The sequence below is a fragment of the Siphonobacter curvatus genome (assembly GCF_002943425.1).
In the GTDB taxonomy this organism is placed as follows: domain Bacteria; phylum Bacteroidota; class Bacteroidia; order Cytophagales; family Spirosomataceae; genus Siphonobacter; species Siphonobacter curvatus.
Window position 1 is genome coordinate 591,345 of sequence record NZ_PTRA01000001.1, and the last position, 15,652, is coordinate 606,996.

Below are 15,652 nucleotides of genomic sequence, written 5' to 3' on the forward strand. Positions count from 1 at the left end.
TATTGGTTGAGTGATCCATTAAGGATTCTTGAGTTAATGACGCTTTTGTCATGCATACAACTTCCAACAACTAAGAACAATCAACGAACAACATTACTTATCCTCCGCCCAGTTTTGAATTGACCGTATACCTGCGACGGCAGATTCGCCCGCGGGTGGAATTAATGCTTTAAAACGTTCTTCCGGCAACTGCTTGATATCCAGTTGGCTGGTGTCACGTTCTTCGTGAACGTCTTTGTACTGCGAAGCCGCCAGACGACGGGCAAACTCCGGAACGATCTTGTTGGCTCCGTACTTGTTCGCGGAAATCACCGAATGACGAGCCACCTTCGTGGGCCCTTCAATGGTCCAGTCTGCCGTGTTTTTGCGTTCGAAGCGGCAGGTGTTGCAAATGAAATCCAGTACTTCACCCCACTGGTTTTTACGAGCTGTCACCCGGATCACCTCATCACCCCGATACCAGAGCGTTACTTTACCCGAACACTTTTCACAATCGCAGTGAGCATCGACGGGTTTGGTAAACCAGACCCGGTTTTTGAAGCGATACGTCTTGTCCGTCAACGCACCTACGGGACACACGTCGATTACATTTCCGGAAAAATCATTGTCAATCGCTTTTTCGATGTACGTCGAAATCTCCGCGTGATCGCCACGATTCAGTACCCCGTGTACGCGTTTGCCAGTAATCTGATCGGCCGTGAATACGCAACGGTAACACAGAATGCAACGGGTCATGTGCAACTGAATATTCGGCCCAAGATCCTGTTTTTCAAAGGTCCGGCGTTCTTCTTCGTAGCGTGTTTGCTGAACTCCGTGCTGGAAAGAAAAATCCTGTAAGTGGCATTCCCCGGCCTGATCGCAAATGGGGCAGTCGAGCGGATGATTCAGTAACAAGAATTCAACGATGCCTTTCCGCGTTTCGAGAACCTGTTCGTTGATGGTGTTTTCCACAATCATACCATCCTGAACCTGCGTGATACAGGAAGGCACCAGCTTGGGCATAGGGCGGGGGTCTTTTTCCGAACCCGCCGTAACTTTCACCAAGCAGGCCCGACACTTACCACCCGAAGCCTTTAACGGCTCGTAGTAACACATGGCCGGCGGAGCTACTTCTGGACCAATCTTCCGGGCCGCCTGAAGAATGGTCGTACCCGGCTCGACTTCAATGGTAATATTATCAATCGTAACTTTCATGTCATTACAATTTTGAATGAACGAATGATAGAATGAGCGAATAATACACTCATTCTATCACTTATTAAACCAGTTCCATGTGGCCTTTGAATACCGCACCGGGACGCGTAGCCTCCTGTGGATTGGTAATGTGCCATTCAAATTCGTCACGGAAATGCCGGATGGCCGAGGCGATGGGCCAGGCTGCTGCATCCCCCAGTGGACAAATGGTATTGCCTTCAATCTTCTTGGCTACATCCACCAGCAAGTCAATGTCGTGCATGGAGCCGTGGCCGTGCTCAATTCGGTGGAGGACCTTTTCCATCCAGCCCGTACCTTCCCGGCAGGGCGAACATTGACCGCAGGATTCGTGGTGATAGAATCGGCTGAAATTCCAGGTATTCCGCACGATACAGGTCGTTTCGTCCATGGCAATAAATCCACCCGAACCCATCATGGTCCCCGTAGCAAAGCCACCGTCGGCCAGCGATTCGTAGGACATCAGGCGATCTTCACCGTTCGCTGTTTTGAGTAACATCGCGGCAGGTAGAATGGGTACGGACGACCCTCCCGCTACCACCGCTTTCAAATGGTGACCGTCGCGAATACCACCGCACCATTCGTCAGAGTAGATGAATTCCTGTACGGGCAGACCCAGCGGAATTTCGTAGACGCCCGGTTTTTTGAGGTGACCGGAAGCCGAAATCAGTTTCGTGCCCGTCGAACGGCCAATTCCGATAGCAGCGTAGGCATCGCCTCCGTTATTGACAATCCAGGAAGTCGTAGAAATAGATTCGACGTTATTAACTACCGTTGGGCATTGGTACAGACCCTTGACCGCCGGAAAAGGCGGTTTATTTCGGGGGTTTCCCCGTTTGCCTTCCAGCGATTCGAGCAGAGCCGTTTCTTCACCGCAGATATACGCTCCGCCACCAGGTTGTACGTAGAGTTCGAGATCGTAGCCCGAACCCAGAATGTTTTTTCCAAGAAAACCGGCTGCCTTTGCTTCCGCAATGGCTTTTTCCAAAATGCGAACCACGTACATCAGCTCGCCCCGCACGTAGATGTAGCTGGCATTGGCCCCCAGAGCGTAGCTGGATACGATCATGCCCTCAATCAGCAAATGCGGGATGGTTTTCATCAGCCAGTGGTCCTTAAAGGTACCGGGTTCTGATTCGTCGGCGTTGCAAACCAAATAGCGGGGAACGCCTTCGGGTTTCGCCAGGAACGACCACTTCATACCCATCGGGAAACCCGCCCCGCCGCGTCCGCGTACGCCCGATTTCTTTACTTCTTCCACCACTTCGTCGGGCGTCATGGTCTGAATGGCCTTTTCCACAGCGGTGTAGCCGCCGTTTTTACGGTATACATCAAAGGTCTCAATCCCCGGAAGGTGGGTATGAGCCGTAAGGATCTTAGGAAGCGACATAATGCATAGTTTTCAGTTTTCGGTTTTCAGTTTTTAGTTTTCGGCAAAGCGTGCTTCGCACTGAAAACGGCCACTGAAGACTGAAAACTATTTCTTGAGTTCATCAATAATTTCGTCTACTTTCTCAATCGTTAGGTGCGTGTAGTACTTTTCACGGATCTGAAAGCAGGGACCCCAGCCGCAGGCGGCCAGACATTCCACGGGCTTGATCGTGAACAGCTTATCGGCCGAAGTTTCGCCGTCCTGAGCACCGATTTTCTGCTTCAAATGGGCGTATACTTCTTCGCCCCCCATCAGCATACACGGACCGGTTCGGCAGTATTCGATGACGTGTTTGCCAACGGGTTCGAGGTGGTACATGGTGTAAAACGTCGCCACTTCGTATACTTCAATGGGCTGTATACCCAGCAATTCTGCGATGTAATCCATCCCTTCGGCAGGCGTCCAGCCTTCCTGTTCCTGTAACAGGTGCAGGAGCGGGAGCAGGGCCGATTTTTGCCGGCCTTCGGGATAATGGGTTATTATTTCTTTGGCTCGTTCCAGCCGTTCCGGCGTGAATTCGATGCGAGGTTTTGTTTCAAGCATGGGAGGTTAAGCGTCTAATTCACCGGCAATTACGTTCATGCTACTCATGATAATGATGGCATCGGACAACGTAACGCCCTTGCATAATTCAGGGTAAGACTGATAAAAAATGAAGCAGGGTCGCCGCATTTTCAGTCGGTAGGGACTTCGGCCGCCGTCCGAAATCAGGTGGAAGCCCAGCTCTCCATTTCCGCCTTCAACGGCATGGTATACCTCACCCACGGGAATCGGGATTTCACCCATCACGATCTTGAAGTGATAGATGAGAGCTTCCATGTTGCGATACACTTCCTGCTTGGGCGGGAGGTAGTACTCTGGAGCATCGGCGTGGAAGGGGCCTTCGGGCAGGTTTTCTACGGCCTGCTGGATGATTTTAAAGCTCTCCCAGATTTCTCCGTTGCGTACCATGAAGCGATCGTAGGTATCGCCCGAGTAACCAACGGGAATATCAAAGTCAAAATCCTGGTAAGAAGAGTACGGACTCATCACCCGTACGTCGTAATCGATGCCCGCGGCTCGCAGGTTTGGACCGCTGAAGCCATACTGAAGGGCCATTTCCTGCGATACCGGACCCACGCCCACCGTACGATCAATGAAAATACGGTTGCGATTCAGCATCTTCTCGAACTCCTGCATCACGGGTGGGAAGCTGCGAATGAATTCACGGATTTTACGAATGGCTTCGTTAGACAAATCCCGCTCCATTCCCCCGAAACGACCCATATTGGTCGTCAGACGGGCTCCGCACATTTCTTCGTAGATCTCGTAAATTTCCTCGCGTTTCTGCATGACGTACAGAAAGCCCGTAAAGGCTCCGGAATCTACGCCCAGAATGGAGTTACAAATAAGGTGATCGGCAATACGAGCCAGTTCCATCATGATCACCCGGATGTACTGAGCCCGTTTGGGAACTTCAATACCGAGTAATTTCTCGACCGTCATGTGCCAGCCCATGTTGTTGATCGGACTGGAACAGTAGTTCATCCGGTCGGTCAGCGTGGTAATCTGGTACAGGGGGCGGCGTTCGGCTATTTTTTCGAAAGCCCGGTGGATATAACCAATCGTCGGTACTCCCGAAACGATCTTCTCACCGTCCATCGTTAGAATATTCTGGAAAATCCCGTGCGTGGAAGGGTGCGTTGGCCCGAGGTTGAGGGTGGTAAGTTCGCGACCGTCTTCCGCAATTAGGGGTACACCATCCTTGAGGGCCAGGTTTCCCACCTGCGGACCCATAACGGTCGGCTGATCCCGCTGGGTTAATGTATTATTTGTGTTGGTTTCGCTCATCGGATTAGGCTTTTTAGCAGTTCGCTGCAGTGAGGTCAGTGGAGTTCTAGGGGAGCATCGCTCGCAGAAATCCGCCTAACGGCCAAAAAGGGCGTCGATTTTGTCCTGACGGGTCGCGTCTTCCAAGGGATATTCTTTTCGCATGGGGAAATAATCCATTTCCTCGATGTTCAGAATCCGAATCAGGTTCGGGTGACCCACGAAATTGATACCGAAGAAATCATACGCTTCCCGCTCCATCCAGTTGGCACTCTTATGCAGGTCAACAATCGTAGGAACGTCCGGAGCTTCGATGGGAACGAAAATCCGGATCATAATGCGATGATTGTGCGTCCAGCTGTGGAGGTGATAGACCACGCTCAGCTCACCGCCCGTATTATCCGGGTAGTGAATGCCGGCCAAATCGGTAAGATATTGGAATTTAAACGTTGGGTGGTTATACAAATACGCAATCATGGGCTTGGCCGTCTCAACGGTCGTAAAGACACTCATGATCTCGTGATGCTCTTCAAACCCCGCAATCTTATCACCGTACTGAGCCAACAGATCGTCGGCAATTTCTTGATTACTAAGCATAAGTAGTTTTCAACGAGGGAATGAAGCCGTAGCTATTTGATAATTCCGTACGATTCGAGCAGTGCCTTATACTCGTCAGAATCCCGACGACGCAGCGGCTCGTTTTTAACAATCTCCTGCAATTGCATGACTCCATCCAGAATCTGCTCGGGGCGGGGCGGGCAACCAGGGACATAGACATCCACGGGAACGACCCGATCAATGCCCTGTAGTACCGAATAGGTATCAAAAATTCCACCCGAAGAGGCACAGGCTCCCACGGCAATGACCCAGCGAGGTTCGGCCATCTGAATGTACGTTTGCCGTACAATCGGAGCCATTTTCTTGGCAATGGTACCCATCACCAGCAGCATATCCGATTGCCGGGGTGAGAAGCTCGGACGTTCCGAACCAAAGCGGGCCAGATCATACGTAGCACCCATCGTAGCCATGAACTCGATTCCGCAGCAGGAGGTAGCAAAAGGGAGCGGCCAGAGCGAGTTGCTGCGGGCCAGAGCAATTACTTTTTCAAACGAAGTAGCAAAGAAACCCGAACCGCCGTAGCCGTCCGGAGCATCTACAATTTTGATATTATTGGGTCTATCGCTCATAGTTGGAATACTGTTCAGGGGACGTAGCACAGGGACAAGACCTTAGTCCTGATCCCACTTCAATACGCCCTTTTTAATTACGTAATAGAAACCTGCCAGTAGCAGGAGCATGAAAACGATCATTTCCCCAAATACCAGCGTGCCCAAACCAGCGTTTCGAAACTTGAGGAAGTTGACGGCCCAGGGGTACATGAAGATGATTTCTACATCGAAAAGCACGAAAAGAATAGCCGTTAAAAAGTATTTAACGGAAATAGGGGCACGGGCATCACCGTAAACGGGGATACCGCACTCCCAAGGGTCTTCTTTTCTAAGGGTACTACTGGTTTTACGACGACCCGTAAGCAAGTGAGTCGCCACCATGGTCATTCCGATGAATCCGGAAGCCGCAATAAATTGTACAAGGACAGGTGCAAAATCCGCGGGAAGTGAAGCCATAGGAAACGAGGTACGGGTGATTAGTATAAGTAAAGTCTGAATCAGACTCGATATTAAAATTGTACTTTCTTTACTTACAAAAATCGTATTTCCCGGCGTCTTTCCCAATCTTCTGATGATTTTAGAATCTTTCTAAATAATTTTAGATTATTCTAACCTCATTCCTGGAAATTGCTACTTTTTCACAGTTTATTTAAAAGTTTACGGCCTGTTTCGACGAAATAACTACCGGTATTAGGGCCAAACCAGTTCATAGCTACGCTCTCGTAGGTGTCGCGGGTCCAGTACTTGTCGGGCGTAACGTAGCCGATATAGTATCCATTAAAACTGGTTACCATGAGATGCTGGTTTCGTTGTCGTACAACCTCCGTGAAGTCTGTCACTAGTTCGCCGGAAAAATCGCAGGGCATACCCAGCAATACTGTCTGACCAATGCGTAAGGCTTTCAGATCGGCTTCGGCCTTTCCAAAGAGCCAGTTGAAAACCCAGGGGCGAAGTTTCCAGCCTTTGGCAATTTGGAGCTGAGGTTGGCGTAATCCGAGGGGAAGACGGACAAATTCCAATTCGCGGGCTTTTTGAGTAGGCAAGGTTCCGTACGCTTTTTCAATGTCGCCGAGTAAAGCCCGGGCCTGGTTGTTCATTTCCTCATCGTCGGTCTGGCCCTCGGTCTTGGGCCGCATGGAGCCCACGGCTCCGGCCATGTAAGCCGCAAAATTCACGGTTTCTTTTTCCAGGGAATCCACCAGAATGCCGGGGTAATCCCGCGATACCACTAGGTTTTCGTCTTTGAGCAGCGTTGCGTGAGCAGCATACGTCACCAGTAGGGCCGTTTCACCAGTAGATTTCTTGAACTTAAGCATCCGGATGAGGCTATCAACCGTACCTTCATTTCCCACTAAACGGTTTTCAATGCGATTAGGCTCACTGATTTCTCCGTATCCTATTTCTGTAGGAGCTAGGCGTTGCGTAGCCTCCGTAATGGCCGTAATAATTTGTTTAGCCAGAAACGTTTCTACTTCGGGATTGTAGCTTCCCGCAATCAGTTCGCTACCCACACCTGCCTGCCAGCCCCCTGCACTGTTATGGCTATGAATGGCTCCGTAGTAAATGCGATCCGCCGGGAAACCCAGATTCTTCGGCCATTGTGCCTGCACGGCGGCTACAACCGTAGGAGGGACGATGAGCAAATCGGAGGCAATCAAAGCCGTACGGGTTTTGCCGTTATCAAAGACGAAAGCCCGTACCCACAGCGAATCCCGTACACCGGTAGACACTTTGCCCCGGCGGGTACCGTAACCCGCCAACGGGGTTGCGTAGCTGGGGGTAATGTTCGCTTTCGCCCAACCGACATTCAGGGTAGGGCCGGTCGTATCCACCCGCTGTGAGGCCAGTTGTTGGTCCACGCGTTGAAGATTCTGCTGGGTTTGCTGATACGCTTCGGTGGCCGTATAGGGCGTTTCGTCAACGGTCGTCATGGTAACCGCTAAAATCAGGAGAATAAAAACAATAAGAGCCAGGGAAATCTTGGTAATGAGGCGTAGGAACTTCATGAACAATCCGTTAGAGCAAAGAAAAAACCCCACCGCTAGGGGTGGGGCAAAGATACAAAGGAACGTAGATGGACTTATTCGCCGTTGTAAATCTCGGCATTGTCCAGAATGTAATTAAGTTCGTAGATGTCGCTGGCGTTGAGTTTGAGCGTACCCTTGAAGGTTTGTACTTCGTCCACTTTAAACCGGCGGGTCTTCTTCATTTTAAGAGCCATGATCGTTTCCGGACCCGTACCCGTACAGAAGAAACACATGGAGTTCGGGTAGGCTGAAAGTACGAAGGTGTTGGTCGTAATGTCTACCGGTACCAGATAACCCTTGATGATGACTTCTTTATTACTGAGCTTCTGTACGCCAGGACCGAAGTTCGGGTACAGGATATACATTTTTTCTTCGGGATACCACTTCTTCTGAAATTTCACATCCTTCAGATTATCCCAGGTAATCTTAGCAGGATCTGCCACTTTCGGGGCGTCCGTAGTAGCGTTTACGAACAGTCCAACGGCCAAAAACAGCGATAATATTTTGAATAGCTTCATAACACGGAAATGGTTTCAGCAATGAGTAACGCTAAAAATCTGTACAAAGTTACCGCAATCCCTTACTTTTTTCAACAAGGTTGCAATCAGCTTTCTGGAATTATTCCTCGGCCAGGGTCCGCGACAAATTGAGGCGGTATACATTCAGCGAAGGCAGGGCTGCCGCCAGTAATCCCAGCAGGAGTACGCCCACCAGTAATAAGCCTTCCAACGGCGAAAGAGCCAGTACCTGAAAACTGTAATGAAAGCTTTGATCAGCTCCGGCGGAAAGGACTCCTAAACCCACCCGACTCAGCACAATACCAATGATATAGCCCAAGATACTGATTAGTAAACCTTCCAGCAAAAGCATGGCAAAGAGTTTACTCCGGGTCGCACCCATGGCGAGCATCAGGGCCATTTCATAGCGACGTTCTTTCAGCGAATTGTACAGCGAAACAAATACACTGATACCCGCAATGACAATGATGACCAGGGCCATCCAGCGAATGGTATCGACGCCCACGCCGAGCAGATCGAGCATCCGGTTGATTTCTAGGGCAGGCGAAGCGGCCTGTAGCTTACTATTTTCGTTGATGATCCGGGGCAGAATGACGTTACCCATCGGATTGCGGAACTTGATGAGCAACGAAGTAATCTCATGGCTGGGATCGTCGGCCGTGGAATCTTCCGGCGTTCCATTGATCATTTCACCAATAATAGCATTGCCCTGACTGCCTTCCTGACCTTCGTGTACTTTCCAGAGGCTTTCCACGGGCGTCAGGATTACATTGTCTACCACTGAATTATTATAAGCTGCAATGCCTACGACTTTATATTTGGCGTCGCCGTGTACGTGGCCTTCCTCGTCAAAACCGTGGGCTCCGGCGAATGTATCGCCAATCTTCAGGCCGGTCTGCCGGGCTACTTTTTCACCAATGACGGCTTCCAGCGGCTGGCTAAACATACGACCCTCCGTTAGTTTTGCTTCAAAATGAGTCAGGTACGAAGAATCGGTACCAACAATGCGAAAGAGTTTGTAGTTATCTCCCATAGCCAGCGGAATCGCTTTTTGTACCATGGGGTTACGCGAGAGCATCTGGGCGTCCGACAAGGGAATGTTGCCCGTAGGAGAGTCTATCTGATAAATAGAAGAAAGAATGATTTGCAGGGGACTGCCTTTGGCTCCAACCACTAGATCAATGCCTTTCAGATTCCGGGTAAACTTGTCTTCCAACTGCTGACTAATCAGTAACAACAGCGAAATCAAGCCTACACCTAAGGCCATTAGAAGGGTGCTCAGGAAAGTACTCAGCGGTTTATCCCGCAAATTAGCCAGGGAGATCTTGATTACATTCATGCCACAAAGTTGCAAAAAAACCAATGCCTTTTACGGGTAAAAAAAGGAAATTCAGCACACTTTTTCCAGGAAGAGAACGCAACAGACCAGGGCTGAATACATCACTCCAAAGGCTAACAAAAGTCAGTCGACGAAGAAATACATAAAAATTGCAGTAGAATTGTACTCAACAATCAACTCAGCCTACCCGAAAATGACAGGCCGCAGGTAGTAAAAGCGACCAGTATATTTTCAAATTTTAAACAACATGTCAGATCTACCTGAATCGACCGATCCCATTCGTACGGCTGCCCTCTTGGAAGGGCAGGAAGAAGAACGCCAACGCCTGGCCCGCGAGTTACACGACGGCATCGGGCAGCTACTGATGGGCATCCGTTGGCACATCGACCAGTTAGCGGATGCTTCCTTTACCGAACGCCAACGCAATAGTTATCAGGAGTTGCAACAACTGATTCTGGAAACAATTGCTACGACCCGTCAGGTAGCTTTTGATCTGATGCCTAGTGTGTTAAGTGATTTTGGACTGGAGGCCGCTCTCCGTCTGCTTTGCGAACGCGTCACCCGACCCGGGAGCTTAACGGTTGATTTTCAGTCCAATGGAAAAAACCAGCGATTGCCTGAAACGGCTGAAATTCAACTATACCGAATTACGCAGGAAGCTCTCACCAATGCTTTAAAATACGCTCAGGCTTCGCGGATTGAGGTACACTTGAGCGAAACTGATTTATATCAATTAGTTTTACGTATAGTAGATGACGGTATAGGTTTTTCTGTGGAAGAACTTACGCGACGTGCTCAGGTACAATCCGGGTTACGGAATATGAAATTACGGGCTGAATTGCTGGGAGGACGCTTCCATATGGAGTCTGTTCCGGGGCAGGGAACGAGTATTGAAGTATCTTTGTCTCGGTAATTGTAATTATTTTTAAAAATAAAAAAGTGGGGAATAGTATTCAATCTAATATGTTTCGTTACTTTGGAGTACAATCCTGTGGTTAATGCTTCCGCCGAGCAATATCACAGCACTTCTTTCTTTTATATAACCGTCAATGAAACGAATGGCAAAAATTCGAGTACTCGTCGCAGATGATCACACCATAGTACGGAAAGGGCTTAGAATGCTGCTCGCCGATGAAGATTCAGTAGAAATTGTAGGAGAAGCCGCAGATGGTCAGGAAGCGTTGGATAAAATTCCTGAAACGAAACCTGATGTGGTAATTCTGGATATTAGTATGCCTCGCTTATCCGGAATTGAAGCTGCTAAAGCCATTGCCCAGCAGTATTCAACCGTTAAAGCCTTGATTTTTAGCATGCATAATAATCAGGACTATATTCTAAAATCAGTAGAAAGCGGAGCTGCGGGCTATTTGCTGAAGGATACGGATAAAGAAGAAATTCTACTAGCCTTGCAGAAAGTATCGCAAGGGGATAAGTATTTCCCTCCGACCATCTCGTCCGTATTCGTAGACGCGTTGTTGGGCCGCAGCCGCGGACGCACAGCTACGCGTGGAAACGACGATAGTCCGCTGAGTAAACTTTCCCGCAAGGAACGTCAAATTCTGACCATGATTGCGGAAGGCCTCAACAGTCGGGAGATTGCTGAAAAGCTAAACCTGAGTATTCGTACCGTAACGAACCACCGGGCGAACATGCTGCGTAAAACCAAAGTAAAAAATACAGTTGAGCTGGTTCGTATTGCCGTGGAAGAGAAAAAGTCCTAAGGTTTTACGTACTTCGCGTACCGTTTTCCGGGAAGATTCATCTATAGGGATTGAATGTACTCGTTTGGAAAGCACAGTTGCGAAACCGTAAACAAACTTCCTGCATGATTCAGACGCACAATTTGACGTTTGCTTATAGCCCAACGAAGCAATTTAGCTTTCCCGATATTGAATGTCCCGATCAGGATACTCTTCTGATTTTGGGACGTTCGGGCCGGGGCAAAACGACCTTTCTACATTTACTGGCTTTGTTACTTCAGCCGCAGGGCGGACAAATACGCATTGGCCAGGAGGACATATCGCAGTTTTCACCCAGCGAAGCGGCGGCGTTCCGGGCCAAACACGTAGGTCTGATTTACCAGCGGCCGCATTTCGTACGCTCGCTATCGGTACTGGATAATCTGGTTTTGGCTAACTACTTAGCCGGGAAAAAAGCCGATACCGAAAAGGCCCGTCAACTGGCTCAACGTTTGGGCTTTGCGGAACACCTCGGTAAAAAAACGCATCAACTCAGTTTGGGTGAGCAGCAACGGGTAGGTATTGCCCGGGCTCTGATGAACGAACCGCAGGTAATTCTGGCCGATGAACCTACCTCTAGCCTTGACGATGAAAACTGCTATCTGGTCGTGGAGCTACTCAAGAAACAATCGGCTCATCTGGGGGCCAGTCTGGTCGTGGTTACACACGACGGCCGACTGAAAGACGTATTCCCGAAGCGAGTCGAATTGTAAAGCTATTCAGACAGATCTCAGAAAAATCCTGCAGAAATTATTACTATACCCTGCTACGTATCAGTAGTCAGGGTATTTTTATGTTTCCATCGGTTCAACACTTCCCTACCATGTATCGTCTTTCTGCTCTTCTCCTGGGCTTACTAATTTCGCTGGCAAGTTTCGGGCAATCGTCCTTACGCAAGGCTATTCAACAAATCGCCCAAAGCTCCGGGGGAACCGTCGGCGTCTCCATTATTCATCTGGAAAGGGGCGATACGCTTTCCTTGAATGGTACCGGACATTTTCCGATGCTAAGTGTCTATAAATTTCCGATTGCTATAGCTCTGTTGAACCAGATCGAGGCGGGTAAATTCGACCTGGATACAAAATGGCACGTTACGAAAAAAGAATTGTTATCCAATACACACAGCCCCATTCGCGACAAGTACCCGCAAGGAAACGTGGATATAACGATTCGGGAATTGATTGAGAACATGGTAGCTCTAAGCGATAACAATGCCTGCGACATTATCCTGCGAAAACTTGGAGGTACAAAAGTCGTGGAAAATTACTTTCACCACTTGGGTTACAAAAACATCGCCATTCGGGCAACCGAAGAAGAAATGGCGACGGAATGGTCCGTACAGTATCAAAACTGGTGCGAGCCGGTACTGATGGGACGTTTGTTGAACGATTTTTATGAGGGAAAACTCCTCAATTCCGCCTATACCAAGGTTCTTAAGGATATTATGCTCAGTACTTCTACGGCTCCTAACCGCTTGCCGGGATTGCTGCCCAAGGGTACGCCCATCGCTCGGAAAACGGGCACGTCAGGTACGAGCCCGGCGGGTGTGACCGCGGCTACTAACGACGTAGGGGTGATTACTTTGCCTTCCGGCCAACACCTGGTAGTGGCTGTATTCGTGATGGACTCTAAAGCGGAAACGGCAGTACGAGAGCAAACCATCGCCCGAATTGCTAAAGCCGCCTACGATCACTACAACCAGAATTAAAAGGCAGTACTCACGCATGAAGAATCGCTGCAACTTTTTCTCGTAACAGGGGTACCATCTCTTCTTCAAACCAAGGATTCCGGCGAAGCCAGAACTGATTACGTGGTGAAGGATGGGGCAGGGGCCAGTACGCCGGTAAAAAGCGTTCGGCCTCCCGCACGGCTTCGGTTAGTGGTTGCTGGACGGGTAAATACTGCCGCTGAGCGTACTGACCAATTAGTAACGTCAGTTCGATATGGGGTAAGTGACGAAGGATCGCTTCGTGCCAGTACGGAGCACACTCGGGCCGGGGCGGCAAATCGCCACCCGACCCCTTGCCGGGATAACAAAAGCCCATGGGAACAATGGCTACCTGCGTGGGATCGTAGAACGTATCCCGATCCATGTTCATCCACAGCCGCAGGCGATTACCACTGGCATCGTTCCAGGGAATGCCCGAATCATGAGCTTTCTGGCCGGGAGCCTGCCCGATGATGAGTATTCGGGCCTGACTACTGGCCTGCAAAATGGGTTTGGGTGGTAAGGGCAAAAACGAAGTACAAAGGGTGCAATTACGTACCTGAGCTAGCAATTCTTCCATTACGGTTCTAACGGAAAAACGAGCCAAAAAATTCAGGAATCTTTGGACGGTGCTTCTTTAACCAATCCTTCCGTCAGGTCGTTGAGTTGTTTGACTTTCGCCTGAAAATCGCCCTTGATCCGTTCCCGTATAACGACCAGATTATCCAAAATCTCCTGAATATTATCGGGAATGATTTCGCTGAAAAACTCCCGCAACCGCTTGGCCAGGGTAGGGGATTTCCCATTCGTGGAAATCGCAATTTTCAGATCCCCCTTCTGGACAATGCTCCCCAGGTACAAATCGCAGAGATGCGGCGTATCGGCTACGTTGGTCAGGATGCGTCGTTGCCGGGTTTCGGTTTTGATGGTGGCGTGTAAGGCGGGATTATCCGTTGCCAGAATGACCAAGTCGGTATGGTCCAGGTCACGGAATTCAAAGGCCCGTTCGACGAGTCGGACGCGGGGGTGTTGCCCGGCCAGTTGCCGTACTTCGTCACGAATAAGCGGGGCTACTACCGTCACCGCAGTATCTGGACTATTCTGGAGTAAGGCGGTCAGTTTTTCCAGGCCAACGTTGCCACCACCCACCAGCAGGACATCCAGCGTTTCGAGTTTTAGAAAGACGGGGAACAGACGATTCATCAGTACATACGGATTTTGATCAAAAGTACGGATTAAAAAACACCCGAACGAAACAGTCGTTTCAATCATCGCTTCGGCAGAGAGTAGGCCTTGCTGTCGTCGTCGAGAATCAATACCCAGTCCTGTCCGTATCCCTGCGTAGGTGGAGTGAATTTCTGAGGCTTCTGACCCGACACTTTCCCGACCGTTTTGCTGTCTCCCGTACGCGGGTCGTACCAGGTCGCCTGCCAGGAGGTTCCCGAAATTTTTCCGGGGCGGACCGTAAAGGGCCGCCCGGCAGCGGAGTACACAAAGGCGTAATCCTTCCCCCGCGTCGCCTGAATCCGGTCGGCGGGTCCGTACTGGTTTTCTTCGATCAGCGACTGATCCGGCACGCGGTCGAGCAACGGTCGCGATTCCATCAAAGCCCGTACGTACTGCATCTGATTAGCCGCGGGCAAATTCAACGCTTCTTCCCAGGAAAGATGCGGCCCGTTGACGGGCTCGTGCCGGGGCGTATACATCTGCCAGACATCGTGACAGCCGTACGTATGGCCGTGGGCACCCGCAAAGAGGTCGAAGTACGCGTACTTCCGCACATCGTATGCATTGGAATAGCCGAGGTCTTTGGCGTTGAAACACACCGGATGGTCTTCGTAAATGGGTTCGCCATCAAGGACGGGTTTGGCGGGCGTTCGCTTGTAGACGAAGGCAATTTTGTTGTACGTAGGCGTATCGCGGCAGTGACCGTTCTGCATCATATTGAAATCCAGCCAGCTATCCTGATGAAACCAGTGTGAAGAGCCGCCCATCGTCAGCTCGTTGGGTTGAGGATGAAAGGTCATCAGGGCCTGATCCACTCCCCCCACGCCTTCGGTGACCCCCTGAGCCAAGGCCCGCCAGACGGCCACGTCATCCGACTTCTCGCGGGGGGTACGGTCGCCACCGATCACCCATACCACATTCGGCTGATTTTTGTACCGGTTTCCCAGCCATTGGCCAAAGGTACGGGCGTTTTCAGTCGTGAAAATTTCAGGGCCTTTCCCCCAAGCTTTGTTCAGTTTATCTCCCCAAGTTGGTAACAGAGCAATGACGATTCCGTACGAAGCCGCCTTTTGAATCACGTAATCCACGTGCTGAAAATAGGCTTCATTGGGTTGGGCCGGATCGTTGTGTCGAAGGGGTTTTTCACCTAGAGCATTCGGCGTATGTAAGCCATCCAGCTCAGCCAGGGCTACGGCTTGTACTACGGTAAACCCCTGCTCGGCCCGGCGTTTGAGATAGCGATCGGCTTCTTCCCGATTCAGCCGGTGAAACAATTCCCAGGCTGTATCGCCCAGCCAGAAAAAGGGAGTGCCGTCGGCGTGAACTAGGTATCGTTGATTAGAGGCTACTTTTAATTTCCCGTGAGAAAAGGCTTGTTGAGCCCACACGCCCAAGCTCAGCAGAGCAAATCCCAGCGTCATGCCTACGGTTTTCATTGGTCAAGAGGTTTAGAGAAGAAAGATACATCCCGC

The 15,652-nt window shown here is 50.2% G+C and carries 17 protein-coding genes; 4 read left to right on the forward strand and 13 right to left on the reverse strand.

Annotated elements, in window-relative coordinates; genetic code table 11:
* Positions 1-93: 93 nt before the first annotated feature.
* The 10 genes from C5O19_RS02435 to C5O19_RS02480 form a co-directional block, all read right to left on the reverse strand.
* A complete protein-coding gene (locus tag C5O19_RS02435; protein WP_104709758.1) occupies positions 94-1,194 on the reverse strand; it encodes a 2Fe-2S iron-sulfur cluster-binding protein in 1,101 nt (366 codons plus the stop codon).
* Between the two features lie 64 nt (positions 1,195-1,258).
* On the reverse strand, positions 1,259-2,602 hold the full coding sequence (nuoF, locus tag C5O19_RS02440) for an NADH-quinone oxidoreductase subunit NuoF (protein ID WP_104709759.1): 1,344 nt from the start codon (positions 2,600-2,602) through the stop codon (positions 1,259-1,261).
* A gap of 87 nt (positions 2,603-2,689) precedes the next feature.
* Positions 2,690-3,187, reverse strand: a complete 498-nt coding sequence (locus tag C5O19_RS02445; RefSeq protein ID WP_104709760.1) for an NADH-quinone oxidoreductase subunit NuoE family protein — start codon at positions 3,185-3,187, stop codon at positions 2,690-2,692.
* Positions 3,188-3,193: 6 nt separating this feature from the next.
* Positions 3,194-4,474, reverse strand: a complete 1,281-nt coding sequence (gene nuoD, locus C5O19_RS02450) for an NADH dehydrogenase (quinone) subunit D (protein WP_243406309.1) — start codon at positions 4,472-4,474, stop codon at positions 3,194-3,196.
* A 75-nt stretch (positions 4,475-4,549) separates the two neighbouring features.
* Complete coding sequence (locus C5O19_RS02455; RefSeq protein WP_104709761.1) at positions 4,550-5,050, reverse strand: NADH-quinone oxidoreductase subunit C; 501 nt, start codon at positions 5,048-5,050, stop codon at positions 4,550-4,552.
* Between the two features lie 32 nt (positions 5,051-5,082).
* Positions 5,083-5,640: an NADH-quinone oxidoreductase subunit B gene (locus tag C5O19_RS02460; protein ID WP_104709762.1), complete on the reverse strand. Its 558-nt coding sequence runs from the start codon at positions 5,638-5,640 to the stop codon at positions 5,083-5,085.
* 42 nt (positions 5,641-5,682) lie between these two features.
* Positions 5,683-6,078, reverse strand: a complete 396-nt coding sequence (locus C5O19_RS02465) for an NADH-quinone oxidoreductase subunit A (RefSeq protein ID WP_104713815.1) — start codon at positions 6,076-6,078, stop codon at positions 5,683-5,685.
* A gap of 182 nt (positions 6,079-6,260) precedes the next feature.
* Positions 6,261-7,628, reverse strand: a complete 1,368-nt coding sequence (locus tag C5O19_RS02470) for a neutral/alkaline non-lysosomal ceramidase N-terminal domain-containing protein (RefSeq protein WP_104709763.1) — start codon at positions 7,626-7,628, stop codon at positions 6,261-6,263.
* Between the two features lie 74 nt (positions 7,629-7,702).
* A complete protein-coding gene (locus C5O19_RS02475) occupies positions 7,703-8,167 on the reverse strand; it encodes a DUF3299 domain-containing protein (RefSeq protein ID WP_104709764.1) in 465 nt (154 codons plus the stop codon).
* Between the two features lie 100 nt (positions 8,168-8,267).
* Positions 8,268-9,506: an ABC transporter permease gene (locus tag C5O19_RS02480; protein ID WP_104709765.1), complete on the reverse strand. Its 1,239-nt coding sequence runs from the start codon at positions 9,504-9,506 to the stop codon at positions 8,268-8,270.
* 247 nt (positions 9,507-9,753) lie between these two features.
* Here C5O19_RS02480 and C5O19_RS02485 point away from each other — a divergent pair, with 247 nt between their 5' ends.
* The 4 genes from C5O19_RS02485 (at position 9,754) to bla (ending at position 12,953) form a co-directional block, all read left to right on the forward strand.
* Positions 9,754-10,419: a sensor histidine kinase gene (locus C5O19_RS02485; RefSeq protein ID WP_104709766.1), complete on the forward strand. Its 666-nt coding sequence runs from the start codon at positions 9,754-9,756 to the stop codon at positions 10,417-10,419.
* Between the two features lie 145 nt (positions 10,420-10,564).
* The gene (locus C5O19_RS02490) at positions 10,565-11,227 is read left to right on the forward strand and encodes a response regulator transcription factor (protein WP_104709767.1); all 663 of its coding nucleotides are present in this window, start codon (positions 10,565-10,567) and stop codon (positions 11,225-11,227) included.
* A 104-nt stretch (positions 11,228-11,331) separates the two neighbouring features.
* Positions 11,332-11,958, forward strand: coding sequence for an ABC transporter ATP-binding protein (locus C5O19_RS02495; protein WP_104709768.1), 627 nt, complete (start codon positions 11,332-11,334; stop codon positions 11,956-11,958).
* A 110-nt stretch (positions 11,959-12,068) separates the two neighbouring features.
* Positions 12,069-12,953, forward strand: coding sequence for a class A beta-lactamase, subclass A2 (gene bla / locus C5O19_RS02500; RefSeq protein ID WP_165795918.1), 885 nt, complete (start codon positions 12,069-12,071; stop codon positions 12,951-12,953).
* 10 nt (positions 12,954-12,963) lie between these two features.
* Here bla and C5O19_RS02505 read toward each other — a convergent pair whose 3' ends face one another.
* From C5O19_RS02505 to C5O19_RS02515, 3 genes are all read right to left on the reverse strand, one after another.
* The gene (locus C5O19_RS02505; RefSeq protein WP_104709770.1) at positions 12,964-13,533 is read right to left on the reverse strand and encodes a uracil-DNA glycosylase family protein; all 570 of its coding nucleotides are present in this window, start codon (positions 13,531-13,533) and stop codon (positions 12,964-12,966) included.
* 32 nt (positions 13,534-13,565) lie between these two features.
* The gene (locus C5O19_RS02510) at positions 13,566-14,156 is read right to left on the reverse strand and encodes a precorrin-2 dehydrogenase/sirohydrochlorin ferrochelatase family protein (RefSeq protein ID WP_104713817.1); all 591 of its coding nucleotides are present in this window, start codon (positions 14,154-14,156) and stop codon (positions 13,566-13,568) included.
* A 65-nt stretch (positions 14,157-14,221) separates the two neighbouring features.
* Positions 14,222-15,616, reverse strand: coding sequence for a glycoside hydrolase family 140 protein (locus tag C5O19_RS02515; RefSeq protein WP_165795919.1), 1,395 nt, complete (start codon positions 15,614-15,616; stop codon positions 14,222-14,224).
* Positions 15,617-15,652: the final 36 nt, after the last annotated feature.